Annotated in this window: 17 protein-coding genes; 6 read left to right on the top strand and 11 right to left on the bottom strand. The window is 68.4% G+C overall.

What is annotated here, in order from left to right; genetic code table 11:
- Positions 1–1,815, top strand: a 1,815-nt coding sequence (locus AB7O82_RS24820) for a glycoside hydrolase family 15 protein (RefSeq protein ID WP_428620414.1), incomplete at its 5' end; no start/stop codon positions are given.
- Here AB7O82_RS24820 and rpiA read toward each other — a convergent pair.
- The 10 genes from rpiA to AB7O82_RS24770 are packed head-to-tail and all read right to left on the bottom strand — an operon-like array spanning position 1,785 to position 13,558.
- The gene (gene rpiA, locus AB7O82_RS24815) at positions 1,785–3,059 is read right to left on the bottom strand and encodes a ribose-5-phosphate isomerase RpiA (RefSeq protein WP_428545064.1); all 1,275 of its coding nucleotides are present in this window, start codon (positions 3,057–3,059) and stop codon (positions 1,785–1,787) included. The two genes, AB7O82_RS24820 and rpiA, sit on opposite strands and share 31 nt — an antisense overlap.
- Complete coding sequence (rpe, locus tag AB7O82_RS24810; protein WP_428545061.1) at positions 3,056–3,742, bottom strand: ribulose-phosphate 3-epimerase; 687 nt, start codon at positions 3,740–3,742, stop codon at positions 3,056–3,058. Before rpe ends, rpiA begins: the two co-directional genes overlap by 4 nt.
- On the bottom strand, positions 3,742–4,461 hold the full coding sequence (pgl, locus tag AB7O82_RS24805; RefSeq protein WP_428620412.1) for a 6-phosphogluconolactonase: 720 nt from the start codon (positions 4,459–4,461) through the stop codon (positions 3,742–3,744). The genes rpe and pgl overlap by 1 nt, the downstream gene beginning before the upstream one ends.
- Positions 4,462–4,477: 16 nt before the next feature.
- Entirely contained in the window at positions 4,478–5,296 is an 819-nt protein-coding gene (locus AB7O82_RS24800) for a Cof-type HAD-IIB family hydrolase (RefSeq protein ID WP_428545055.1), read from the bottom strand.
- A gap of 17 nt (positions 5,297–5,313) precedes the next feature.
- Positions 5,314–6,888, bottom strand: coding sequence for a glucose-6-phosphate dehydrogenase (gene zwf, locus AB7O82_RS24795; protein WP_428545052.1), 1,575 nt, complete (start codon positions 6,886–6,888; stop codon positions 5,314–5,316).
- A 47-nt stretch (positions 6,889–6,935) separates the two neighbouring features.
- Positions 6,936–9,020, bottom strand: coding sequence for a transketolase (gene tkt, locus AB7O82_RS24790; protein ID WP_428620410.1), 2,085 nt, complete (start codon positions 9,018–9,020; stop codon positions 6,936–6,938).
- Entirely contained in the window at positions 9,007–10,026 is a 1,020-nt protein-coding gene (gene gnd / locus AB7O82_RS24785; protein WP_428545046.1) for a phosphogluconate dehydrogenase (NAD(+)-dependent, decarboxylating), read from the bottom strand. The genes tkt and gnd overlap by 14 nt, the downstream gene beginning before the upstream one ends.
- 48 nt (positions 10,027–10,074) lie before the next feature.
- Positions 10,075–11,712 carry a glucose-6-phosphate isomerase gene (gene pgi, locus AB7O82_RS24780; protein WP_428620408.1) on the bottom strand — a complete coding sequence of 546 codons (1,638 nt, stop codon included), beginning with the start codon at positions 11,710–11,712 and terminating at the stop codon, positions 10,075–10,077.
- Between the two features lie 56 nt (positions 11,713–11,768).
- Positions 11,769–12,851, bottom strand: coding sequence for a transaldolase (tal, locus tag AB7O82_RS24775; protein ID WP_428545040.1), 1,083 nt, complete (start codon positions 12,849–12,851; stop codon positions 11,769–11,771).
- Entirely contained in the window at positions 12,848–13,558 is a 711-nt protein-coding gene (locus tag AB7O82_RS24770; RefSeq protein WP_428545037.1) for an HAD family hydrolase, read from the bottom strand. Before AB7O82_RS24770 ends, tal begins: the two co-directional genes overlap by 4 nt.
- Positions 13,559–14,107: 549 nt before the next feature.
- Here AB7O82_RS24770 and AB7O82_RS24765 point away from each other — a divergent pair.
- The 5 genes from AB7O82_RS24765 to AB7O82_RS24745 all read left to right on the top strand — a co-directional run bounded on the left by AB7O82_RS24765 (position 14,108) and on the right by AB7O82_RS24745 (position 21,589).
- Complete coding sequence (locus AB7O82_RS24765; RefSeq protein ID WP_428545034.1) at positions 14,108–14,866, top strand: SDR family NAD(P)-dependent oxidoreductase; 759 nt, start codon at positions 14,108–14,110, stop codon at positions 14,864–14,866.
- Positions 14,867–15,079: 213 nt separating this feature from the next.
- Positions 15,080–16,765, top strand: a complete 1,686-nt coding sequence (locus AB7O82_RS24760; RefSeq protein WP_428545031.1) for a flavin-containing monooxygenase — start codon at positions 15,080–15,082, stop codon at positions 16,763–16,765.
- A gap of 162 nt (positions 16,766–16,927) precedes the next feature.
- On the top strand, positions 16,928–17,821 hold the full coding sequence (locus AB7O82_RS24755; RefSeq protein ID WP_428545028.1) for an SGNH/GDSL hydrolase family protein: 894 nt from the start codon (positions 16,928–16,930) through the stop codon (positions 17,819–17,821).
- 492 nt (positions 17,822–18,313) lie between these two features.
- Positions 18,314–18,859, top strand: coding sequence for a DUF6496 domain-containing protein (locus AB7O82_RS24750; RefSeq protein WP_428545025.1), 546 nt, complete (start codon positions 18,314–18,316; stop codon positions 18,857–18,859).
- Positions 18,860–19,051: 192 nt separating this feature from the next.
- Entirely contained in the window at positions 19,052–21,589 is a 2,538-nt protein-coding gene (locus tag AB7O82_RS24745) for a vitamin K epoxide reductase family protein (RefSeq protein WP_428545022.1), read from the top strand.
- Between the two features lie 207 nt (positions 21,590–21,796).
- On the opposite strand, the gene AB7O82_RS24740 is transcribed toward AB7O82_RS24745, so the two are convergent.
- Positions 21,797–24,388 (bottom strand): beta strand repeat-containing protein (locus AB7O82_RS24740; protein WP_428620407.1); only part of this gene is annotated, 2,592 nt, incomplete at its 5' end.

The following is a 24,388-nucleotide window of genomic DNA, read 5'->3' as shown; positions in this document are numbered from 1 at the left end:
TTCCTGTCGAACTGCCACACCGGCGCCCTTGTCGCGCCGGACGGCTCGATCGATTGGCTGTGCGTGCCGCGGTTCGACTCACCCAGCGTGTTCGGCGCCCTGCTCGACCGGCAGGCGGGGAATTTCCGGCTCGGACCGTTCGGCGTGACGGTACCGAACGTGCGCACCTACGAACCGGGTACGAATACCCTGGTGACCACCTGGAACACCGGCTCGGGATGGGTGGTCGTGCGCGACGCCCTCACCATGGGGCCGCGACTGGGACCGGATCGCGTCACGCCCTTCACCCGTCCGCCGGCCGACAGCGGCGCCGACCACCTGCTGGTGCGCACGGTGCAGTGCATCGACGGCCAGGTCGAGATCGAGCTGGCCTGCGAGCCGGTCTTCGATTACGGCCGCACGCCGGCCGAATGGACGCTGGCGGATGGCAACAACCAGGTGGCCGACGGCGTCGCCGGCGAACTGCGGATCCGCCTGCGCAGCAGCATGCATCTCGGCATCGAGGGCGGCAGCATCCGCGCCCGCCACACGCTGACCGTGGGCGAGGAGCTGTTCTGCTCTCTGTCGTGGGCCGAGAACTTCGACTCGCCCACCACGATCGACGAGGCCAACGCCCGCATGGTGGCGACGACGCGCTTCTGGCGTTCCTGGCTGTCGCGCGCGCGTATCCCCGACCATCGCTGGCGATACGCCATCATGCGCTCTGCCTTGGTGGTCAAGGGGCTCACTTACATGCCGACCGGCGCCACGGTGGCGGCGCTCACGACTTCCCTGCCGGAGACGCCGGGCGGCGTGCGCAACTGGGATTACCGGTACTGCTGGATGCGCGACTCGACCTTCACGCTGCAGGCGCTGCACTGGTTGAACCTCGACTGGGAAGCCAACGAATTCATGGAGTTCGTCGCCGACCTCGTCCCCAACGGGGACGGCGCCCTTCAGATCATGTACGGGATCGATGGCCGGCGCGATCTCACCGAGTCGACGCGCGACGACCTCTCGGGTTACGCCGGCGCACGGCCGGTGCGCATCGGCAACGGCGCCTTCGACCAGCGCCAGAACGACGTCTTCGGCGCCGTGCTGGGATCGATCCTGCTGCATTCGCGACGCAGCCAGCGCCTGCCGCGACGCCTGTGGCCGGTCGTGCAGGCCCAGGCCGCCTGCGCGGCGCGGGTGTGGCGCGAGCCCGACCAGGGCATCTGGGAGGCTCGTGGCGCGCCCCAGCACTACGTATCGTCCAAGCTCATGAGCTGGGTCGCGCTGGACCGTGCCGCGCGACTGGCCGAGATCCGGGGCGCGCCCGACCTGCAGCGGAAGTGGCAGGCCGTGGCCGACGAGATCCGGGCCGACATCATGGCCCACGGCTTCACCGCCGATGGCGTCCTGCGCCAGCACTACGCCACCGACGCGCTCGACGCCTCGACGCTGCTGGCGGCGATCCTGGGGTTCCTGCCGGGCAGCGACGAGCGGTTGCGCAAGTCGGTGCTGGGGGTCGCCGACAAGCTCGACGAGCACGGCTTCATCCTGCGCTATCGCACCGAGGAGACCGACGATGGCCTCACGGGCAAGGAGGGAACGTTCCTGATCTGCTCCTTCTGGATGGTCTCCGCGCTTACCATCATCGGCGAGATGCGCCGCGCGCGCGACCTGATGGAGCGGCTCATGCGCGCCGGCTCGTCGCTGGGGCTCTACGCCGAGGAGTTCGACGTGGCGACCGGCCACCATCTCGGCAACTTCCCGCAGGCCTTCTCGCATCTGGCGCTGATCGAGGCGGCGTCGCGGATCATCTACCTCGAGCGACTCGGCGAATTCACCTGAGAGCTCTGTGTCGCGCCCGACGCGGCGAGCAGGCGGATGATCTCCTTGGCGACCTGATCCGCCGGCGGGCCGATATCCACGGTCAGCGGATCCTCGTCGGGAGCCGGCTCCTCGAGCGTGTCGAACTGGCTTTGCAGCAGGCTCGCCGGCATGAAGTGGCCCTTCCGATCGGCCAGGCGCTCGGCGATCAGGTCACGACCGCCTTGAAGATAGACCAGCCGCGCCTCGGCACGATCGCCGACGACGATGCGCCGGTACGATCGCTTCAGCGCCGAGCAGGTGATGATGCCAGGCTGCTTGCGGGCCCGCTGATCGTCGATCCACGCCGCGACCGCTTCCAGCCAGGGCTGGCGATCCTCGTCGGTGAGCGGCACGCCGGCATGCATCTTGGCGACGTTCGACTCCGGGTGCAGCGAGTCGCCCTCCTCGAAGGTCCAGCCAAGGCGCGCGGCAAGCTCGCGCGCCACGGTCGATTTGCCCGATCCCGACACGCCCATCAGCACCAGGATCGGCGGGCGGCCGCGATGGACCCGCGCGCTGTCGAGGCGGCGCACGCCGCCGGCATCGGCCACGAAGACCATGTCGGCGCGATTGGTGAACAGCCCGCTTTCGAAGACTCCGACGATGCGGCCGATGCGCTCCTCCAGGGCCGCCGGGTGGGCAATGGGCCCGAAGCGACAATCGAGGATGCGATTGCCGCCGTCGGTGATGAACAGCTCGCCGGCCGGCGAGCGTCGCAGCCGCACGCTTGCGCCCAGCCCTTCGAGCGCGGCCTGCGTCGGCTCCAGGCCGAAGGCCGCGACCTCGACGGGAACCGGTCCTTGAACGCCGAGCCGATCGACCAGCTTGAAGCCGTCGACGATGATGGCCAACTGGTGGCTGGCCGCCGCGACGATCTTCTCGCGCAGCAGCGCGCCGCCCAGACCCTTGATCAGGTTGAGCGTGCCGCGTTCCACCTCGTCGGCGCCGTCGATTGTGAGGTCGATGCGGCGGTGCTCGGCGAACGAGACGAGCGGAAGGCCCGCCGCCGCCGCCTGTGTGCTCGTGCGCTCCGAAGTCGGAATGGCGTTGAAGCGCAGGCCCTGCCGATGACGCCGGGCAAGCGCCTCGACGGCGAACGCCGCGGTGGACCCGGTGCCCAGGCCGACGACCATGCCGTCCTGCACGAGCTCCACGGCCGCCTCGGCCGCCGCCCGCTTCAATGCGTCGCGCTCGCCGCCTGCAGTGGATGTCTTTGTCGTCATCGGCTTGCCGCTCCCGCTTCGGCACTGCTGCGGATCGCGGCGATGGCGGCCCTGTAGTCCTTGCTGCCGAAGATCGCCGAGCCGGCGACGATCGCCGTGGCCCCCGCCTTGGCCGCCTGGCCGGCCGTCCGTTCGTCCTCTCCGCCGTCGACCTCGATCACTGGGGCCAGTCCGCGCTCGGTGCACATCGTCCGCAGCCGTCGGATCTTGGGCAGCATCTCGGGCAGGAAGCTCTGGCCGCCGAAGCCGGGATTGACCGTCATTACCAGGATGATGTCGCAGAGCTGCAGCACGTACTCGACGAGCTCGGGCGGGCTCGCCGGGTCGAGCACGACCCCGGCCTTCTTTCCCAGGGTCCGGATCCGGCTCAGTACGCGATGCAGATGGATCGTCGACCCGGGCTCGGCCTGGACCAGCAGATGGTCGGCGCCGGCCTCGGCGAAGGCCGTGAGATAACGCTCCGGCTCGCCGATCATCAGATGGACGTTGAGCGGCTTGGCCGTCGAGCGGCGGATCGCCTGCACCACGACGGGGCCGATGGTGATGTTGGGCACGAAGCGGCCGTCCATGACGTCGACGTGAATCCAGTCGGCGCCCGCTTCGTCGACCGCCCGTACCTCCTCGCCCAGGCGGGCAAAGTCCGCCGACAGGACCGATGGCGCAACGACGACCGCACTGGCCATCAGCGCTCTCCCGCCGCCGCCCGGTCGACGAACCAGACGAGCTCGCCGACGGGCCTGACCCGTGCGGCCGGCACGTCGCTGCCGCCGGCGCGGATCGCCTGGAGCATGGCGGCCTTCTCCCGGCCCGCCACCAGGAACGCCACCCGCCGGCTGCTCTCGATCGCCGGATAGGTCATGGTGAGGCGCACCTGCGGCCGGCCGTGCGCCACGGCGGCGACCCAGCGGCGACGCTCGGCCAGCACCGGCTCGCCCGGCAGCAGGGAGGCGGTGTGGCCGTCGGGGCCGAGACCGAGCAGCGTGACGTCGAACAACGGTCGCGCTGCATCGAGGGTCGCCGCTCCATAGTCCGCCTGCAGCATCCGCTCGTAACGCGTCGCGGCGTCGTCAGGCGTGCCGTCGGTCGGCACGGGGCGCACATTGGCCGCCGGCACGGGAACCTTGGACAGCATGGCGTCGCGTACCATGCCGTAGTTGCTCTCCTGATGGTCGTACGGCACGAAGCGTTCGTCGCCCCAGTACCAGACGACGCGATTCCACGGAAAGCGATCACGGAACTGCGGCGAGGCGAGCAGCGCATAGAGCGCCTTCGGCGTCGAGCCGCCGGACAGCGACACGCGAAACGGTCCTGTCGAGGCGAGGGCGGCCGTGGTCATCCACTCTGCAACGCGAGCCGCGAGCGTGGCCGGGTCGGGGAGTGTCTCGACGCGTGTGTCCATCATGGCCATGCAGTTTCCCTCACGCCGCCGAGCCGAGGATGAAACGCTCCATCGCCTTGGCAAAGCCCTCGTCGTTGCAGGAGTCGGTCACTGCGCTGGCCTCAGCCTTCACCTCGGGCGGGGCGTTGCCCATGGCGATGCTGAAGCCGGAGCGCTTGAACATCGGTACGTCGGTCGGCTGGTCGCCGATCGTGGCGATCTCGGCGGCGGGCAGGGCGAGATGGCGCGACAGATAGTCGACCACCGCGCCCTTGTTGGCGTCCTTGTTGGTGATATCGAGATAGTAGGGTTGCGAGCGGTTCGCCGTCGCTCGCGCTCCGAAGGCGGCGCGGGCGTCGGCCTCGCAGCGCTGGACGCGATCGAGATCGTCGCTGACACCGACGACCTTGGCGACATCCTGCAGGTCGACGCCGACATCCGCCACGACCTTGGGCGTGAACTTGACGGTCCACGCCTCGCGGATGACGTGCGGCGCGTCGGCGTTGCTGATCAGCCAGTCGTTGCCGCGATAGACCCAGGCATCGAGGCCGTGGCCGCGGATCAGCTCGATCGATCGGGCGGCAACGTCCACCGGAAGCGTCTTCTGCTCCAGGATGGTGCTGTCCGGTGCAATGAACAGGCCGCCATTGAAGCCCGCCGTCGGCGTATCGAGCCGCAGCGCGTCGAGCAGCATCGCCATGCCCAGCGGCGGCCGGCCGCTGGTGATGGCGAAGCGGATGCCGGCTTCACGCAATCGGCGCACTGCTTCCTGAGCGCGATTGGTCAGCACCTTCTTCTCGGTGACCAGGGTGCCGTCGACATCCGCCAGCACCAGGGAAATCTTCCGCTTGTCGACCATCGCACTCTCCTCCCGCGTCAGTCGAGCGGACGCCAGGCGCGCCCGTCCCGGGCGAGCAGCTCGTCTGCGGCGGCCGGACCGCTGCTGCCGGCGGCATAGTTCGGAAACTCGCCGGGCGGATGGCTCGCCCAGGTATCGAGGATCGGCTGCACCGCCGCCCATCCCGCCTCGATGTTGTCGGCCCGCTGGAACAGGGTCGCGTCGCCCATCATGCAATCGTAGAGCAAGGTCTCGTATCCCGTGCTGGGCGCGATGTCGAAATAGGTCTTGTAGCCGAAGTCCATGCGCACGTTGTCCAGCGTAACCGTGGGCCCGGGGCGCTTGGCGGCGAATTCCAGGGCGATACCCTCGTCGGGCTGGATGCGCAGGATCATCCAGTTGGGATTCATCCGTTCGACGTTGGTGCCGCGAAACAGCGTGAATGGCGCCTGATGGAAGCGGATGGCGATCTCGGTCCATCGCTGCTTCAGATACTTGCCGGTGCGCAGGTAGAAGGGCACGCCGGCCCAGCGCCAGTTGTCGATCTGGAGCTTCCAGGCGATGAAGGTTTCGGTGGTCGAGCTCGCCGCCACGTCGGGCTCCTGCCGATAGGCACGTGCCGGTTGTCCCAGCACGGTGCCCGAATCGTACTGGCCGCGCACGACATCCCGCAGTGCCCGTTGCGGCGCGATCGGCCGGATGGCTTCGATGACCTCGGCCTTCTTGTCGCGAACCGCATCGGCGTCGAAGGAGATCGGCGGCTCCATGGCCGTCATCGCCAGGAGCTGGAAGATGTGGTTGGGCACCATGTCGCGGAGCGCGCCCGTGATCTCGTAGAACTTTCCGCGGTGCTCGACGCCCACAGTCTCGGCCGCGGTGATCTGGACATGGTCGATGTGCTGGCGGTTCCACAGCGGCTCGAACAGGCCGTTGGCGAAACGCAAGGCCATGATGTTCTGGACCGTCTCCTTGCCGAGAAAGTGGTCCATCCGGTAGATCTGACGTTCGTTCAATGTCTTCAGAATGGACGCGTTGAGCAACCTGGCGGAGGCGAGGTCGTGCCCGAACGGCTTCTCGATGACGACGCGCCGCCACTTGTCCTCGGTCTCGGTCACCAGGCCCGCGGCCCCCAGGGCGGCAACCACCGGCCCGAAGAAGCGGTCCGCGACGGCGAGATAGAAGAGGTGATTGCCGCCCGTGTCGGCGGTCTTCTCGAGCCCCGCCAGGTGCTGGCCGATCCGGTTGTAGATGTCGGGCGTCGTCAGGTCGCCCTGGAGATAGGTCATGCGGCTGGTCAGCCATTGCCAGGCCTTGGCGTCGATATGATCGGCGCTGAACTCGCCGCCGCCCTTGGCGACGAAGCCCTGCATGGCGTCGCCCAGGTCTTTCTGCCATTGCCCGGTGCTCCTGGTCGCGCGATCGACGCCGACCAGCTGAAAGCCCGCCGGCAGGCGATGGGCTTTGACCAGATTGTAGAGTGCCGGCACGACGAGGCGCCTGGTGAGGTCGCCCGCGGCACCGAAGACGACCATGGCGCACGGTGGCGCCACGGGCGCTTGCCCCTCTCGCGAATTCTTCCGGGCGATGGCTGGCTTGTCCTGCCTGGCTGCCATGGTTGTCGTCCCTCCCTTCATTCCTTCATTGTCGCTGGCCGCCATTGTCACTGGCGCCCGAGCATCTCCAGGGCGGCCGTGACGACCTTTTCCGGCTCGAAGCCGTACTTGCGCTGCAGCTCCTTGAGTGGCGCGGAGGCGCCGAATGCCTTCATGCCGATCACCCGGCCCTGGTCGCCGACGTAGCGCTCCCAGCCGAGGGTCGACCCCTGCTCGACGGCCAGCCGTCGCTTCACGGCGGGCGGCAGTACCTCGTCGCGATAGGCCTGCGGCTGATGCTCGAACAGGTCCCACGAGGGCATGGAGACGATTCGCGCGCGCACGCCCCGGCCGGAAAGCGATTCGTGAGCCGCCACGATCAGTGCCACCTCGCTGCCCGAGGCAATGAGGATGATCTCTGGTGCGCCGCCCGGGGCATCGGCCATCACATAGGCGCCGCGCGCGACGCCCGCCGCCGGCGCGTACCTGGTGCGGTCGAAGGTGGGCAGCGGCTGGCGCGACAGAGCCAGCACTGCCGGCCGGTGGCGCAGCTGCATGACATGGCGGTAGGCCTCGACCACCTCGTTAGCGTCGGCCGGCCGCAGCACGACCAGGCCGGGAATGGCGCGAAGCGAGACCAGCTGCTCGACCGGCTGGTGCGTCGGCCCATCCTCGCCGTCACCCATGGCGTCGTGGGTGAAAACCAGGATCGTCGGCAGCTCCATCAACGCCGACAGCCGGATAGCAGGTCGGGCATAGTCGCTGAAAATGAAGAAGGTGCCGCCGAAGGCGCGCAGCTTGGACAGCGACAGGCCATTCACGATGGCGGCCATCGCATGCTCGCGAATGCCGAAATGCAGGTTGCGTCCGGCGAAGCTCTCCGGCTCGAAGTCGCCGGCGCCGGCGAACTTCAGTGTTGTCTTGTTGGAGGGGCCGAGGTCGGCCGAGCCGCCCAGGAGCCAGGGAATGTTCTGCGCCAGCCGGTTCAGCACCTCGCCCGAAGCGTCGCGTCCGGCCATGCCCTTGGCGTCGGCCTTGAAGCTCGGCAGGTCACGGTCCCATCCCTCGGGCAGCTCGCGCCGCTGCATCTGCTCGATCTCGCCGGCCAGATCGGGGAACTGCTTGCGATAAGCCTCGAACTGGTCCTCCCAGCGCTGCCGCGTCGCGGCGCCGCGCGCGCCGATCCCGGCGTCGAACGTCTCCATGACCCCGTCGGGCACCAGGAACTTCGCGTCCTCCGGCCAGCCGTAGGCGCGCTTGGTGAGCCTGACCTCGTCGTCGCCCAGCGGTTCGCCATGCGCGGCGGAGGTGTCGATCTTGTGCGGCGAACCGTAGCCGATGTGGCTGTCGAGAACGATCAGGGTCGGCCGGCCGGTGGTCTGGCGAAAGATCGCCAGTGCGTCCTCGATGCGCTTCAGGTCGTTGGCATCTCCGACCCGCAGGACGTTCCAGCGATATGCCTGGAAGCGCGCCGCGACGTCCTCGGTGAAGGTGATGCTGGTCTTGCCTTCGATGGTGATGTGGTTGTTGTCGTAGATCCAGCACAGATCGTCGAGCTGCAGATGGCCGGCTAGCGAGGCGGCCTCCGAGCCCACGCCCTCCATCAGGCAGCCGTCGCCGCATACCGCGTAGATGTCGTAGTCGAACAGCGCGAAGCCCGGCCTGTTGTAGCGGCTGGCCAACCACTTGCGCGCGATCGCCATGCCGACGCTGGTGGCGATGCCCTGGCCGAGCGGACCGGTGGTAGTCTCCACGCCCGACACCCAGTGATACTCCGGATGGCCCGGCGCCTTGCTGTCGAGCTGGCGGAAACGACGAATGTCGTCGAGCGTGACCGAGGGCTTGTCCAGCCGCTCGTACTCCGCGTTCACCGCCTGGGTGCGCGTCAGGAACAGCATCGACCACAGCAGCATCGAGGCGTGGCCGTTCGACAGCACGAAGCGATCGCGGTTGGGCCAGATCGGGTTCTTGGGATCGAAGCGCAGGACGCGGTTCCACAACGCGTACACCAGCGGCGCCAGGGCCATGGGCGTGCCGGGATGGCCGGATTTCGCCTGCTGCACGGCGTCGATGGAAAGGGTGCGGATGGTGTTGATCGCCAGCTGGTCGCGTTCTTCCTGTGTCATGCCGCGCCCCGCCTCAGCTGCCGCCATGCTTCTCGATGTGCCCGCCGAACTCGTAGCGCATGGCCGACAGCAGCTTGTCGGCGAAGTCGGCCGCGCCGCGCGAGCTGAAGCGCTCGTAGAGCGCCGACGAGAGCACGTGCGCCGGCACGCCCTCGTCGATCGCCGCCTTGATGGTCCAGCGGCCCTCGCCGGAGTCCGAGACACGGCCTGCGAACTGCGCCAGCTCGGGATCCTTGATCAGGGCCGCCGCCTGCAGGTCGAGCAGCCACGAGGCGATCACGCTGCCGCGCCGCCAGACCTCGGCTATATCCGGCAGGTTAAGGTCGTACTGATAGTGCCCGGGGTCGCGCAGCGGCGTCGTCTCGGCGTCGACCTCGTGCGTCCGCTTGCCGATGTTGGCGGCCTTCAGGACCGCCATGCCCTCGGCATAAGCGGCCATGACGCCATATTCGATGCCATTGTGCACCATCTTCACGAAATGGCCGGCGCCGTTGGGACCACAGTGCAGCCAGCCCTCCTCGGCGGTGCCGCCTGCCCTCTCGCGACCTGGTGTGCGCGCGATGTCGCCGCGCCCCGGCGCCAGGGTCGTGAAGATCGGCGCCAGCCGCTTCACGACATCGGGCTCCCCGCCGACCATCATGCAGTAGCCGCGTTCCAGGCCCCACACGCCGCCGCTGGTGCCGACATCGACGTAGTGCAAGCCCTTTTGCGCCAGCGACGTCGCCCGCCGAATGTCGTCGATGTAGTAGGAGTTGCCGCCGTCGATCACGATGTCGCCCTGCTCGAGCAGCGGCGCGAGGTCGGCGATCGTCTGGTCGACCGCCGCGGCGGGCACCATGAGCCAGATGGCGCGCGGCGTGCGCAGTGTCTTGACGAAATCGGCCAGCGAGCCGGTGCCGATGGCCTTCTCCTTGACGAGCTCGGCGATGACGTTGGCCGCCCTGTCGAAGACCACGCATTCGTGGCCGCCCTTCAAGAGGCGGCGCACCATGTTGGCGCCCATCCGGCCGAGGCCGATCATTCCCAATTGCATGGCTCGAGCCCCCTCGAAGAGATCAATGAAAATCCCCGCCCTGTGCCGTCAGCCCGCGCCCTTCATCTTGCGGTAGCGCCGGATCAGCGCGTTGGTCGAGCTGTCGTGCGACAGCGTGGGCTCGGACGGGGCTTCGAGCTCGGGGATGATGTTCTGGGCCAGCGCCTTGCCGAGCTCGACGCCCCACTGGTCGAAGGAATCGATCTGCCAGATCGTGCCCTGGGTGAACACGCTGTGCTCGTAGAGCGCCACCAGCTTGCCCAGCGCCGCTGGCGTGAGCTGGTCGAGCAGGAGGGTGTTCGACGGCCGGTTGCCGTCGAACAGCCGGTGCGGCACCAGCCCGTCCGGCGTGCCCTCGGCCTTGACCTGATCCTCGGTCTTGCCGAACGCCAGCGCCTCGGTCTGGGCGAACACGTTGGACATCAGCGTGTCGTGGTGTCGGCCCAGCGGATTGAGCGTGCGCGCAAAGGCGATGAAGTCGCAGGGGATCAGCCGCGTTCCCTGGTGGATCAGCTGGTAGAACGAGTGCTGGCCGTTGGTGCCGGGCTCGCCCCAGTAGATCGGCCCGGTGTCGTAGTCGACCCGCCGGCCGTCGCGCGTCACGTGCTTGCCGTTGCTCTCCATGGTGAGCTGCTGGAGGTAGGCGGGGAAGCGCTTGAGGTACTGCTCGTACGGCAACACCGCCACGGTCTGGGCCCCGAAGAAGTCGTTGTACCAGACCGCGAGCAGGCCCATCAGCACCGGGAGGTTGCGCGCGAACGGGGCGGTGCGGAAGTGCTCGTCCATCTCGTGGAAGCCGCCGAGCATGGCGCGAAAGCTTTCCGGCCCGACCGCGATCATGGTCGAGAGCCCGATCGCCGAATCCATCGAGTAGCGCCCGCCGACCCAGTCCCAGAAGCCGAACATGTTGGCGGTGTCGATGCCGAACTTCGCCACCTCCTGGGCGTTGGTCGAGACGGCGACGAAGTGCCTGGCCGTCGCCGCCTGCTCGCCGCCGAAGCCGGCCAGCAACCAGTCCCGCGCGGTGTGCGCGTTGGTCATGGTCTCGAGCGTCGTGAAGGTCTTGGACGAGACGATGAACAGCGTTTCCGCCGGATCGAGCCCGTGCACCGCCTCGGTGAAATCCGTGCCGTCGACATTGGACACGAAGCGGAAATTCATGTCGCGCCGGCTGTAGTGCCGCAGGGCCTCGTAGGCCATCACCGGCCCCAGGTCCGAGCCGCCGATGCCGATATTGATCACGTTGCGGATCGGCTTGCCGGTGTCGCCCAGCCAGGTGCCGCTGCGCACGCGCTCGGCGAACCCGGCCATCCTGTCGAGCACGGCGTGGACTTCGGGCACGACGTTCTGGCCGTCGTGCAGGATTGTGGCGTCGCGCGGGGCACGCAGAGCCACGTGCAGCACCGAACGCTTCTCGGAGACGTTGATCTTGTCGCCCCGGAACATGGCGTCGATGCTCTCGCGCAGGCCCGACTGCTCTGCGAGCTGCAGCAGCAGCCTCAGCGTCTCGTCGGTCACCCGGTTCTTGGAATAGTCGAGATAGACACCCGCCGCCTCGACGGCGAGGCGCTCGCCGCGCTGCGGATCCTGATCGAACAGGTGGCGCAGCGTCAGCTTGGCGATCTCCTTGTGGTGCTTGTTCAGCGCCGGCCAGGCCGGGCGCCTGCGCAGGGTACGGACCTTCATCGATTGTTCCTTGGCTTTGGCGGCGGGGGCCCGGACGTCGGAGGGCAGCGTCATGGTCAGCTCGCCTTGCGCATTGAGCTGCGCTTGGACTCGATGCGCTCCATCAGGTCGTTCCACGACTTCACGAACGACGCCGCGCCCTCGTCCTGCAGCTGCCTGGCCAGCGCGTCGATGTCGACGCCGGCCTTGGCGAAGCGCGCCAGCACCGCCTCGCCACCACGCCCATCGGCCGCGATGGGCTCGCCGACCTCGCCGTGGTCGCCGAACGCCTTCAAGGTACCCTCGGGCATGGTGTTGACCGTGAAGGGCGAGGCGAGCGCCTTGACGTAGAGGATGTCGGGTGCCTTGGGATCCTTGGTGCCGGTGCTCGCCCACAACAGCCGCTGGGCACGGGCGCCGGCATTGGCCACCCGCTGGAAGCGCGGCGAGGCGAGAAGGTCGCGATACGCCTTGTAGGTGCGCTGGCCGATGGCGATGCCCAGCCGGTTGGCGAGCCTGGTGGGCACCTTACCGGCCACCGCCACGTCCCAGCGGCTGATGAACAGCGAGGCCACGGAGGCGACTGCCGGGTTCAGACCTGCGGCGATGCGCCGCTCGACGCCGCGCAGGTAGGCGTCGGCCGCTGCCATGTACTGCTCGCGCGAGAACAGCAGGGTGACGTTCACCGGCACGCCGGCGAAAATCGCCTGCTCGATCGCCGGCAGCCCCTCGGGCGTGCCGGGGATCTTGATGAACAGGTTGCGCTTGCCGCCGCGCCTGTGCAGGTCGATCGCCGCCTCGATCGTGCTCTCGGTGTCGCGCGCGAGGAGCGGCGAGACCTCGAGCGATACGTAGCCGTCCACGCCATCCGTCCGTTCGTGCACCGGCTGGAACAGCTCGGCAGCGCGTCGCAGGTCGGCCAGCGCCAGATCGAAGAACAGCATCTCGCCGGTCCGGCTGTCGGCCGCCGAGGCGATGTCCTGGTCGTACATCGGGCTGTTCTTGATCGCATGGTCGAAGATCGTCGGGTTCGAGGTCAGCCCCGTCACCGACAGCTCGTCGATGTAGCGCTGGAGCGTACCACTGTTCAGCAGCTCGCGCGTGATGTTGTCGAGCCACAGGCTCTGGCCAAGCTCGTGCAGTGTCCTGGTCGGGTTCATTGCGTCACCTTGTTTGCCGGGGAGGGCGGCACGTCCGCCGGACGCAACCGCATGGGATCGTGGTCGAGCAGGTCGCCGATGCGCTCGATGGTGAGATCGGCCGGCGGCAGCGCCGACAGGACTTTCGTGTCGTGGGCATAGCTGCCCTGGCGCGGGAACACGGTGGTGACGCGACCCTTCCAGATGTCCTTCACCGCCGACAGGATGCGCAACTTGTCGTCGACCAGCACGTAGTGCTGCGCCGGATAGCGACGCTCGACATCGAACAGCGCTTCCTCCTTGTGGATGTAGATCAGCACCTGGCCATCGACCGCCGCGGCGAGGCCCGCGTGCTCGACCTTGCGCGGCTGGAACACGACGTCGCCGTCCGAAAGCAGAACTGTCGGGCCGTGACGCCGCAGGTGCGCCAGCACGTCGAGCGCCCCGGGATACAGCCGATCCGCGAAAGGGTAGTCGATCAGGAAATGCGACATCGCGAGCAGCTCGATCTCCGTTGGATGCTCCACCCGATAGCGCTGCAGGGCGCCGATGTAGTCGCGATAGCCGAGCTCGGCGAAAAGGTCCTCGAGGATGCGCCAGTACCGCTCGCGCGCTGCGGTGCCGTACACCTGCTCGATGTGATCTCTGAGATCCTTCTGGATCGCATCGTTGTCGACCAGCGTGTTGTCGACGTCGACGAGGAAGACGATCGGCTGACCCAGCGACATGCAGTACCTTTCCTGGAACTACGGCGCGGCGGCCCCGCGCGTACTACATCGAAATGACAAGCTCCCTCGAGGCAGGCCTCTCGATGAGGTTCAGGTGCGCATGCACACGATAGCTTGCCATGCTCCTTGCCGGTTGAGCCACTCGCTGTGGCCGGATGTATTGATGGCTCAATCTACACCGGGAAGTCCCCGGCCTCAATCGCGACGGAAGAGGCCCCAGATCGGAACCAGGACTTGCGCTCTGTGCATGCGCTGCTCATGCGTAAACGAAGACAATGACCTCGGATGAGGACACGGATGCTCGACATGATGGTCGACCGGGACGCGCATCGGCGATCCGTGCGCATCCGTGCTGTGATTCGTGGCAATCCGGCGGATCCTCGGTCGTCATGGAAATTCCCTCGTCCGATCCGGCAAGCGCGCGCGGCCTCTTCGGTGGACGATCGATGACCAACTGACGCGCCGCGAGGCGGGGCTGGGCACCGTGTCTCGCTGCGGCTATGGGTTGATTGCGACGCTGCCACTGAAGCCGTCGGGAACGGAGAGGGAATGCCACAGGATTTTGCCGGCCGGACCGTGCTGATCACCGGTTCGGGCCACGGCATCGGCCGCGTGACGGCGCGCGCGTTCGCGCAACGCGGGGCGACGGTCGGCGTGAACGATCTCAAGCCGGAGTTCGTCGAAGCCGTTGTGCACGAGATCAGCGAAGCCGGCGGCACGTCGATCGGCGTCGTCGAGAACGTGGCGACGCGCGAGGGCATGCGGCGAGCCGTATTGGGGTTGGCCGAGCGGGCCGGCCGGCTCGACATCCTGGTCAACAACGCCGCCTGGGTGCGCTACCAGGCGATCCCTGATGTCGCGCCGCAGACGCTCGATCGCATGCTCGACATCGGTTTCAAGGCGGTCGTCTGGGGCGTCCAGGCGGCGGCGGAAGCGATGCACGCCGAGCGCGGCGGCGCCATCGTCAACCTGGCCTCGGTCGCCGGCATCGTTTCGCAGCCGAACAGCATCGTCTACAGCGGCATCAAGGCCGGCATCATGGGCATTACGCGCGCCGCCGCGGTCGAGCTCGGTGGCCGCGGGATCCGCGTCAATGCGGTGGCGCCAGGGGCCGTGCCGACGGAAGGCACCCAGCGCAACCGCAACGTCGAGAAGGATGCCAGGCGCATCGCGCGCACGCCGCTCGGCCGCCTCGGAACCGTCGAGGACATCGCCCGCGTCGTCTGCTTCCTGGCCGGCGACGAAAGCGGCTTCCTGACGGGCCAGACCATCACAGCGGACGGCGGCTTCACCGTCGCCAATCTTTGACCGGGCGCGGGCGTTTGCGTCACGGTTGCGAGCTTGCCTGAAGAGCGCTTCATCTGCCGGGAACGCGCCACCAGTGGCGCGCTCCCGGCGAATGACACCCTCTTCCGGCAAAGTTTGCGTCCATGGGCGGCGCGATCCGACGCAGCGGCACGATTTCGCATCGCGCGATACGCCGGCTTCGATTCCACGCAATCCGGCGTATCCTTGTCAGTCATGGAAGCTCCATCGACCGAGACCATCCCGCGGGCCGACGCCGCGCCCAGCCCCTCCGAAAGCGGCCCGTTCGACGTCATCGTCATCGGCGCCGGCGTCGCGGGGCTCTACCAGCTCTACCGCCTGCGTGAGCTCGGCCTCAGTGTGCGCGTGTTCGAGGCCGGCTCGGATGTCGGCGGCACCTGGTACTGGAACCGCTATCCCGGCGCGCGCTTCGATTCGGAAAGCTGGTCCTACGGCTATTCCTTCTCCGAGGAGCTGTTGCAGGAGTGGGAGTGGCCGGAGCACTTCGCCGCCCAGCCCGACACGCTGCGCTACCTGAACTTCGTCGCCGACAAGTTCGACCTGCGCCGCGACATCCGGTTCCATAGCCGGGTCGTCGCGGCGCATTTCGACGATGCGGCCGACCGCTGGACGATCACGCTGGAGAGCGGCGAGCAGGCTGTCGCGCGCCTGCTGGTCACCGCGCTCGGCCCGCTCTCGGCCTACACGCTGCCGGTCATTCCCGGTCGCGACGACTTCAGGGGCCAGGCCTTCCACACCGCGCGATGGCCGCGCGAGGGCGTGTCGCTCGCCGGCAAGCGGGTCGGCATCATCGGCACCGGCGCCACCGCCATCCAGGTGATCCAGACCATCGCCGCCGAGGTAGGCTCGCTCACCGTGTTCCAGCGCACGCCCAACTGGGCGGCGCCGCTGCACAACCGGCGCATCACGCCGGAGGAGCAGCGCCGGATAAGAGCGTCGTACCCCGAGATCTTCGAGCGCTGCCGCCAGACCAGCACCTGCTTCATTCATCAGACCGACCCGCGCAAGGCGCTCGAGGTCTCGGCCGAGGAGCGCGAGGCGTTCTGGGAGAAGCTCTATGCCGAGCCGGGCTTCGGCATCTGGGTCGGCAACTTCGCCGACGTGCTCGTCGACAAGCGGGCCAATGCGCTGGCGAGCGAGTTCGCGGCCAGGAAGATCCGCCAGCGCGTCAGGGATCCGGCGGTGGCCGACAAGCTGATCCCAAAGGACCACGGCTTCGGCACGCGCCGCCTGCCGCTCGAATCGGGCTACTACGAGGTCTACAACAGGGACAACGTGCGGTTGGTCGACATCAACGAGACGCCGATCGAGCGCATCACGCCCGAGGGCCTGCGCACCAGCGCCGAGGACTTCGCCTTCGACGTGCTGATCTATGCCACCGGCTTCGACGGCGTCACCGGCCCCTACGACCGCATCGACATTCGCGGCCCCGGCGGTCGGCGCCTGAAGGACGACTGGAAGGGCATGCCGAGGACCTTCCTCGGCATGCTGATCGACGGCTATCCCAACCTCCTGATGGTGCTGGGGCCGCACACCGCGCGCGGCAACATCCCGCGCAACATCGAGGAGATCGTCGACTGGCTGACCGGCCTCGTCGCCCACATGCACAGGAACGGCCTCGGCCGCGTCGAGACGCGGCGCGAGGAGGTCGATCGCTGGGTAGGCGAGGTCGAGCAGGCGGTCGAGGGCCTGCTGTTCAGCGAGGTCAACTCCTGGCAGACCGGTGTCAACCGCAACGTCGAGGGCCGCCAGGTCCGCCGTGTGCTGGGCTACTACGGCGGCGCCGTCGAGTACCGCCAGCGCACCGGCGCCGTCGCGGCGGGCGGCTACCGCGAGCTGGCCTTCGACGCGGAATTGGCCGCGAAGCCGCAAGGGTCGTGATCGGTTCCGCAATCGTCTCCACCTGTCGCGCCTGGGACTCCGATTCGTGTTTCCCGGCCGAACCGGACAACGACCGCGACCTCGACGCCCGGCTTGCCGCCAGCCGGTCGGCTGGCTAAGGGGGAGGGACTCCGAAATCGGTTCTGTTCAGGAGGCGGATCAGTGGCTGGGACGACGCACTTCATCCACGACCGCCTGCTGGGCCATGTGCCGAACCCGGGCTTTCGCGGCTCGGGGTTCGGCGGCTCGTTCCACACGATCGATTCCAACGGCATTCGATTCAGCGGCGCGAGACCGGCATCGAGCGACGGCGCGATCCTGACCGTTGGCGATTCCTTCACCTATGGCGACGAGGTGCTCGACGAAGAGTCCTGGCCTGCGCAACTGCAGAGGCTGGTCGGCCGCCCCGTGCTGAACGGTGGGGTGACCGGCTACGGCTTCGACCAGATCGTGCTGCGCACCGAGCAGCTCGCGGGCCTGCACAAGCCGTCCCTCATCATCGTCAGCTTCATCGCCGACGATCTGCGGCGCACGGAAATGCGCCGCATGTGGTGGCGCGACAAGCCGTGGTTCGCGATCGAAGGCGACCGACTGGTCCTGAAGGGCGTGCCGGTGCCCAATCGGGCGATTCTGCCGCTCGAGGTCCGGCGCCGGATGGACAGCGTCCTGGTCGATTTCCCGCCAGTCCTGCAGACCCTCGTGGGCTATCACGTGCGGGTGCACCGCGCCGGCCGCGGACTGGCGATCGGCCAGCGCCTCACCGAGCGGCTCGCCGCCCTGCAGGCGGAGCGCGCCGCCAGAATCGTCGTCGTGGCCCAGTACCCTCCCGTGGTGTGGGCCAACACGACCATCGCCAATGAGCAGCGGCGCCAGACGCAGACCATTCTCGACAGCGCGGCGGCGTGCGGACTTGCCACCCTGGACACCTTTCCTCGGCTAGCCGCCGAACCGAAGCCGCAGGCCTTTTACGGATTCTCGCACATGAATGCGCGGGGCAACCTGATGATCGCCAGCCTCCTGTCGGCCACGCTGCCCTCCCTGCTGAAGCTCCCATGAGGATGCGCTGGGAGCGCGCCACTCATAGGCGCTGACTTTTCGGCTCTCCTCCCCAGCCCCGCTGGGGAGGTGTCGCCGTCTTACGGCGACGGAGGGGTCATGAGCCCTGCTTCGTGACTCATGACCCCTACGTCTGACTCCTCCGTCCGCGAAGACGCGGACACTTCCCCAGCGAAGCTGGGAAAAGTTGGCGCCCATGAGCGGCACCACGGCGCGGGGCTTCTCTCACGCTGGCGGTTGGTTGCGGTTCTCGACCGCAGTCTTCGGCATCACCGCGCAACTTCTTCATCGAGGCGGAGTTTAGTCATCGGCATACCGCCCGCGCCTTGGGGTCCTGATGCACGCGGAGAGTTGGCTGGCGGGCGGCCCGCATCACCGGATTGCGCATCACCGGATCAGGATCATCTGCGTCATCGATGCGTTGGCAACCCTGGAGGAAGGCGACGGCGCGTACCGCGGTCGCATCCAGGATCCAGAAAGGGAGATCGAGCGATGCCGGACAGGAAGATCATCGAGAAGGCCCGCAAGGACAAACGCGCGGGCAAGTCGGCGAGCACGCAGGCCGGCGAGTTCGTGCACGAGGAGATCGACAGGATCCGCCGCGGCCGGCATGGCGCGCGCTCGACGCGGCAGGCGATTGCCATCGGCCTATCCGAGGCCAGGCGCGCCGGCGTCGACCTGCCGCCGCCGTCGAAGGGCAAGGTCAAGGAGAGCACGCGCAAGAGTGCCCGCTACGCCTATGAGGTGGGCCAGGGCGAGCGCACGCCGAAGCGCCGTCCGCGGGTGTCGCGCGCCGTTTCGAGGGTTCTCGAGCGCGAGCCGCGGAGCACGGCGTCCCGTGCGGCGCTGTCGCGCCAGGCGACGAAGGCCGCGTCCCGCCGTACGGCTGGAGAGCGCTCGGCGGCGGCGAAGAAGGCCTCCGCAACAAAGGGCGCCTCCCGCCGCTCTGCCGCCGCCCGAAAAGCAGCCCGCACCAGGGCTGTTCGTGGAACGGGAGCGGCGCCGCGGAAAGCCGCCAAGGCGCGCGCCCGGCGCTAGCCTGTTCCACCAGTGCAGCGTGTCCAGGCCCCGGGAAGGTCCCCTCGGATGCTGGTGTTCTCTCATGTTGATCGAGCTCTTCCGGACCGCGAGCGTCCCGCGCGCTCATGGATCTGAGCGAACGGGACGCTCGCGGCCCGGAAGAACATGAACCGGATCCGTCGCTTGCCTGAACCGGAGCCTCGCCAGCCGATGACCAACACGAGCCGTCCCACCGTCCTGATCACCGGCAGCAGCGGCTTTCTCGGCCAGGCGATCGGCCGGAGCCTGGTCGGGCGCTACCAGGTGATCGGCCTCGACGTCGCGCCGCCGCGGCGCGCGATCCCCGGCATCGACACCGTCGTCATCGACCTCACCTCGGACGACAGTGTCGCCGAGGCGCTGTCGACGGTGCGCGCGCGCAGCGGCGGGCGGATCGCCTCGGTCATCCATCTCGCCGCCTATTACGACACGACCGGAGAGGACAATCCGAAGTACGACACGGTCACGGTCGGGGGAACGCGCCTCCTGCTGGCCGCGCTCAGGGACTTCGAGACCGAGCAGTTCGTCTTCTCGAGCACGTTGCTCGTGCATGCCCCGAGCCCGGCCAAGGGCGCGAAGATCGACGAGGAGTCACCGCTCGATCCGGCCTGGGCCTATCCGAGGTCGAAGGCCGAGACCGAGGCGCTGATCCTGCGCGAGCATGGCCCCGTCAAGGTGGCGATCCTGCGCCTGGCCGGCGTCTACGACGAGGATTGCCGCGCCGCCTTCGTCGCCCAGCAGATCGCGCGCATCTTCGAGCGCCTGCCGACCGCCTATCTCTTCACCGGCGACATCACCACCGGCCAGCCCTACCTGCACAAGGACGACCTGGTCGATGCCGTGGTGCGCACCGTCGACCGGCGCGCCGGCCTTCCCGACGAGACCGTACTGCTGATCGGCGAGGAGGAGACGCCGTCCTACGAGGAGATGCAGCAGCGGATCGGCTGGCTGGTGCATGGCGAGGTGTGGCGGACCCTGGCGCTGCCCAAGGGCCTGACCAAGGCGGGCGCCTGGACGCAGGAGAAAATTCTCGAGCAGGAGACCGACATCAAGCTCTGGATGATCGAGAACGCCGACGACCACTACGAGATCGACGTCTCGCGCGCCAGGAGCCTGCTGGGCTGGCGGCCGCGTCACAGCCTGACCGCGACGCTGCCGGAGATGATCCGCCGGCTCGCGGCGGATCCGACCGACTGGTACCAGATCAACAAGCTCGAGCCCTCGGCGGTCGCCGCCTCCGCGCCCGAGCTCGCCCAGGCGGCCGAGCGGCTTGGCCGGCCGCTCGAGCGATCCCGGCAGGAGGTCGAGGCATCGACCGAGCGGCATCGCCTGCGCACGCTGTGGGCGCCGCTCGCCAATGCCGCGCTCGGGCTGTGGCTCGTCGCCTCGCCCTTCACGCTCGGCCTGCTCGATCTTGCGGCGACGCAGGTTCCGCCGGCGCTGGGACACGAGATCGCCGCGCCCGAAACCCGCAATGCCTGGCTCGCGATCAGCGAGATCGCGTCCGGCATCCTGGTCATCGGCCTGGCGCTGCTCGGCATGCGCCAGCGCTGGCACGGCGTGCAGTGGATCACTGCCGCAACCGGCCTGTGGGTGATGCTGGCGCCGCTGGTGTTCTGGACCACCAGCGCCGGCGCCTACGCCGTCGATACGCTGGCCGGCATGCTGATCGCGAGCTTCGCGGTGCTGATCCCGCCGACGCCCGGAGTCAGTCGCCGCGCCCTCGCCGCCGATGACGACCGGCCGCTCGGCTGGACCTATTCGCCGTCGACCTTCAGCCAGCGCATCCACATCATTGCGCTCGCGTTCGTCGGCCTGTTCGTGTCGCGCTATCTCGCCGCCTATCAGATGGGCCACATCGACGGCCCGCGGGATCCATTCTTCGGCCCCGGCGGTGCGCCGGTCGGCAACGGCAGCGAGGCGGTGGTCACGTCGTGGGTCTCGAAGGGCTTTCCGATCGCCGATGCCGGCCTGGGCGCCTTCGCCTATGCGCTCGACATCCTGGCCGGCGCGATCGGAGACCGCCGCCGCTGGCGCACCATGCCGTGGATGGTGCTGCTGTTCGGCCTGCTGGTCGTTCCGCTCGGTGCGGTCAGCGTCGGCTTCATCATCATCCAGCCGCCGCTGATCGGCGCGCTCTGCGCCCTCTGCATCCTGCAGGCCGCCGTCACGATCGTCCTCATTCCCTATTCGGTCGACGAGGTGCTGGCGAGTTGCCAGTATCTCCGGCAGGCGACGCAGGCCGGCGAGCCGTTCTGGCGCACCTTCTGGTGTGGCGGCCCGGCGCTGTCGCAGGACCAGGTGCCGGCCGCCGATCTCGACCGGCCCGTGCCGGCCGTCCTGCGCGATTTCGTCACCGGCGGCGTCAGCTTTCCGTGGACGCTCGTCGCCAGCGTCCTGGTCGGCGTCCTGCTGATGGCTACGCCGCTCGTCTTCGGCACCAGCCCGCCCCTGCAGTTCAGCGACCACATCGCCGGCTGCCTCGTCATCCTGGTCGCCGTGACGGCGATGGCGGACGTGGCGCGCGCGGTACGGTTCGCCAACCTGCCCCTCGGCGCGTGGATCGCGGTTTCGCCGTTCCTGCTCGACGGCGCCACGCTGGCGAGCTTCGCCAATCTCGCGGTCGGCGTGCTGCTCATGGCGCTCAGCCTGCCGCGCGGCACGCGCAGCGAGGCCCACTACGGCAGCTGGGACCGCGCGATCGTGTGACGGCGGATAAGACCCCGCGTCTGTGCTGAGAGCGCGCCATCCTGGCGGAGGTTGCTCCGCCACCAGTAGCGCGCTCCCAGCGGAAGAATGAGACGCTGCGCTGACGGGCGGCAGCCAATCCATGTCGGCTTTCATGAAAGGGGCGGAGCTGCAGCCACGGCCCCTGCTCGCGCATGGTGCCGGGGCAGGGCGCGCGGTGCTCTCGATCTAGGCGAAAAGCATGCCCGGGCTGAGACCTACCAGCGACTGAATCTCGGTGTCCGCGCCGGGGCCGCCGTCGATCACGTCGAGGCCGTCGCCTCCGATCAGGACGTCGTCGCCCGCACCGCCCCGCAGCACGTCGTTGCCGTCACCGCCGATGATGACATCATTGCCGTCGCCGCCGTCGGCGGTGAGCTGGATGCTGCCGGCCGCCAGCCCCGACGCCTGGACCACGTCGTCGCCGGCGAGCGCGTTGATGACGAGGCGGTCGTTGGCGGCCTCGAAGCCCGTGATGTTCACGATGGCGGCCAGGCCCAGGACCGTGACGCCGCTGCCGTCACCCACGACGATGATCACGTCGTCGCCGTTGGTGGCGTTGATGGTGACGGTGTCGGCCTGCCCGTCGCCGGCGCCGCCGGCCGCGGCCAGGTCGATGTTGACCTCCGTGACGTCGGTCCCCGACAGGTCGCCGATGACGATGTTGTCGGCGCCACCCAGCGCGTTGAAATCGATGGCCTCGGTGTCGTTCAGGTCCATCGCCACGCTGGCGACGTTGCGGAAGAAGATCACCCGGCCGCCGTTGGCGAAGATGTCGATGGTCTCGGCGACGTTGGCGCCGTTGAACAGCATCTTGTCCAAACCGTCCTGGCCCTCGATGACGTCGTTGTCGTCGCCGGGGTTCCAGACGAAGGTGTCGTCGCCCGCGCCCATCAAGGCGGTGTCGTCGCCGTCGCCGCCGACGATCAGGTCGCCGCCGTCGCTGCCCAGGAACACGTCTGCGCCGAGTCCGCCGTTCATGGTGAGCTGGATGCCGTCGGCCTCGAGGTTGGTGGCGTCGATGACATCGTCGCCAGCCTGCCCGTTCAGGACCAGCCGGTCGTTCGCCACCTCCTGGAAGAAGAGGTTCACTTGGGCGGGCAGGCCGAACACCGTGACGCCGCCCGCGTCGCCCGCGACGCCGAAGACATCGGCGCCTTGGGTGGCATTGACGGTGACGGTATCGGCGCTGCCGTCGCCGCCGCCGTTCGGCCCGCGCAGGTCGAGGTCGACCCTCGTCACGGCGGTCGCGCCGAGGTCGCCGACGACGATCTTGTCGGCGCCACCCAGCGCCCTGAACTCGATATGCTCGACCTCGTCGAGGTCCATCGTCACGGAGCCGACGTTGCGCAGGAACAGCGCGTGCAGCCCGTTGGCCAGGATGTCGATGGTCTCGGCCGCGTTGGAACCGAAGAACAGCATCGTGTCGAAACCGTCCTGGCCCGCGATCGTGTCGCTGCCGTCGCCGGGATCCCACTGGAAGACGTCGTCGCCGGCGCCCAGCAGGGCGAGGTCATTGCCGTTGTCGCCGAACACGAAGTCGGCGCCGGCGCCGCCCAGGATCGTGTCGGCGCCCTGGCTGCCCAGCACGACGTCGTCGCCGTTTCCGGCATCGATCGTGAGCTTGACGACGCCCGCCGGGAGGGTGGTGGCGGTGATGCCGTCGTCGCCGCCGAGGCCGTTGACGACCAGCGTGTCGTTGGCGCCCTCGGCATTGGAGATCGAGACGCGCGCCGCCAGGCCGACGACCGCGACGGAGGTGCCGGCACCGAAGATGTCGATGACGTCGTCGCCGGTCGTGGCGTTGACGACGACGGTATCGAGCTGACCATCGCCCGCGCTGCCGCCCAGCGTTCCCGCCAGGTCGACGTCGACCTCAGTCACGTCGGTTCCCGCCAGGTCGTTCGTCGTGAGGAGGTCGGCGCCGCCCACGGCGTTGAACGCGACGGTCTCCATGCCGTCGAGATCCATGACGATGCTGCCGATGTTGCGGGTGAACAGGGCCCGTCCGCCGTTGGCCGACAGGGTCGTGATCTCGTTCGCGCCGCTGCCGTTGAAGCGCAGCGTGTCGCTGCCGTCCTGGCCCTCGACCGTGTCGCTGCCGTCGCCGGGATCCCACTGGAACACGTCGTCGCCGGCGCCCAGGAAGGCTGCGTCGTTGCCCTGTTGCCCGTCGATGAAATCGTTGCCGTCGCCGCCCAGCAGCAGGTCGGCGCCGTTGCTGCCGAGGATGGTGTCGTTGCCGGCGCCGCCGTCGACCGTGATGGCGATCAGCGCCGCGAGGTTGCCGGTGGCCGAGAAGCTGTCGTCGCCGCCGTTCATGTCGACGACCAGCCTCTCGGTGGTGCCGATGTCGAGCGAGAAGGGCGCCGGGTTCAGGCGATCGAAGCGCACGCGCGTGCCGTTCGCGGTGACGGTGAAGGTCTCGGCGCCGTTGCCGCCGTTGACCTCGGCGGTGTCGATGCCGGCGCCGCCTTCCATCAGGTCGCTGTCGTCGCCCGGATTCCAGATCATGCGATCGTTGCCGGATTCGCCGAACATCTGATCGTTGCCGTCGCCGCCGGTCAGGACGTCGTCGTCGGTCCCGCCGAACAGCAGGTCGTTGCCGCCCTTGCCGAGCAGCGTGTCGTTGCCGGACTGGCCGAACAGCATGTCGCCGCCCGAGCCGCCGCCCAGCGTGTCGTTGCCCGCGCCGCCGAACAGCATCGCGGCGGGCAGCGCACCCAGGCTCTCGTTCAGGGTGATGATGTCGTTCCCGCCCAGGCCGAAACCCAGGATGCG

It is taken from the genome of Reyranella sp. (assembly GCF_050185545.1).
Taxonomy (GTDB): Bacteria; Pseudomonadota; Alphaproteobacteria; order Reyranellales; family Reyranellaceae; genus Reyranella.
Note: the sequence above shows the minus strand (reverse complement) of the source record. Positions and strands in the feature narration are given on the sequence as shown.